Consider the following 1,811-nt stretch of genomic DNA (forward strand, 5'->3'; position numbering starts at 1 on the left):
AACATCCTCGATCTCATCGAAAAGAATGGCGCCCTCACGGTCACGCTCAAGCAGGTGCTGCGCGAGTTGGTAGGCGCGCTGCCGCCCCCGCGGTTCAAGCGGGGTGCCATCGCTCATCTCGTGGTTGATGGCGTGGAGCTTCAGCCCTGCCTCAGCGGCGGCCAGGCGCGTGAGTTCGGTTTTGCCCGTACCCGGCGGGCCGTGGACGAGGATGTTGATCCCCTGCTCGCCCTCGGCGGCCGCCCTTTCCAGGAGGCTCGCCACCTGCTCCAGCTCCCCCTGGAGGTGGGCGAAGTCACCGGCAGTCAGCCCCGGCGCCTCGGCCGGTCGCAGGTAGGCGCGGAAGACATTGTCTCCATGCTCCTGCTCGCCGATCAGCGCCTCGGGCAACCCCTCAAGCAACTCGTAACCAGTGTGCCCAGGCATTCGCGGCCCACGGCGCCGACCGGCGCCCTGTACCAAACCCGAGCGCGCCAGTGTGCCGTCGGGGTGGAGGGCGGCACGCACCGCTTGGGCGGTTTCCCCCAGCGCCATGGCCATGGGCAAAGCGGCGTCCGAACGCAACGTCCCCCGCACGGTGCCGAAGACACTGGAAAAGGGCCCCTCCTCCAGAGCCTCGAGCACAAGGAGCGCCAGAACGCGGCTCTCGAGATCGCTGAGCCGCAGACGCTCGCCGACGGCGCAGGCATTCGCCAGGAGGCGATTGTGCTCCGGCAGACAGGTGGTGCTCGCCTCCAGCGTCTGCAGTCGGTCGCGGAAGACCTCCAACATGGCCTCCCTGCTCTGCTCTGGATCCCGATCCGGATCCTCCTCATCATCGGCGTCCGGTGCCACGCGCTGGCGGCGCCGCGACCGCTCCTCGAACGGCTCCATACGACGCTCGATGCCGAGGACCTCCAGGACCCGGCTATCCCACTCCTCCTCCTGATCGGCGAGTTGATCGACCGTGCCGCTGTGGACGAGCATTCGGAGCAACCACAGCGCAAGGAGATCCCCAATCGGATCCGAGCAGCGGCCCGTGGCGGGCCGAAGCATTCGGACACGACGACGCATACGGTGAGAGTGATAGGGCATGGCGGAACCTCCGGTGGACAGTGGTTGCGCCAACCCTAATCCGATGGTGCGACAAAACGCGTCGCCCTGATGATGCCGCACACAGATAAGAACAAATGATCGCTAAGGCAGAGAGCGCAACGAGGCGGGGGCGCAAATACAGGGACCGCGTCCGCACGATTGCCGAGATTCGGGTCCAGGAGCGATACGTCGCGACCTCCGCCGGCTTGGCAGGTCGCACCACACAGGAACGTCCGGGATAACTGGGTCTTGGCGACTCACATTGGCAGAGCCCCGGGCGGGCGTCCTTGCCCAAATCCCCGCGGGGGATTCCACCCGGGACACGATTAGGAGAACACAGGGCAACGACATCTCGCGTCGCGAGTTGTGCGCAAAAAACAAATAGCCGTGAGCGACGCAGACTGTCGCTGTGCCCCTTCATGCTGTCTCAGCAGTTGTGAAGACCGGAGGGGCAATCCATGGATAACCTCTTGCTCGAGCATGCCGTGGAACCGGCGCCGGAGCGAGATCATGGTGGCGGAGCCGCGCTTCAGGGGGAGTCCGAGAACTGCGTGCGCGTCCAAGACCCCTTACTCACCGCCCTGGACCTCGACGACTGCCCAAGCCTTCGATCCTTGGACCTTAGGCAGGTCGCAGCCGGTGTGGTGGTGAAGGTCAGTGCCTGCCCAAGCCTGGAGGAGATCCAGCTTCCCGGGGCGGAACCCGGGGCAACGATCCACTGGCACGGGGCAGATGGA

Annotated in this window: 2 protein-coding genes; one reads left to right on the plus strand and one right to left on the minus strand. The window is 65.7% G+C overall.

Annotated elements, in window-relative coordinates:
- A partial coding sequence (locus LRF89_RS13105; protein WP_238637349.1) for an ATP-binding protein occupies nt 1–966 on the minus strand: 966 nt, incomplete at its 3' end.
- A gap of 566 nt (nt 967–1,532) precedes the next feature.
- Here LRF89_RS13105 and LRF89_RS13110 point away from each other — a divergent pair.
- On the plus strand, nt 1,533–1,811 hold a 279-nt coding region (locus tag LRF89_RS13110; RefSeq protein WP_238637350.1), incomplete at its 3' end, for a hypothetical protein.

This window comes from Halorhodospira sp. 9621, assembly GCF_022228055.1.
Taxonomy (GTDB): Bacteria; Pseudomonadota; Gammaproteobacteria; order Nitrococcales; family Halorhodospiraceae; genus Halorhodospira; species Halorhodospira halophila_A.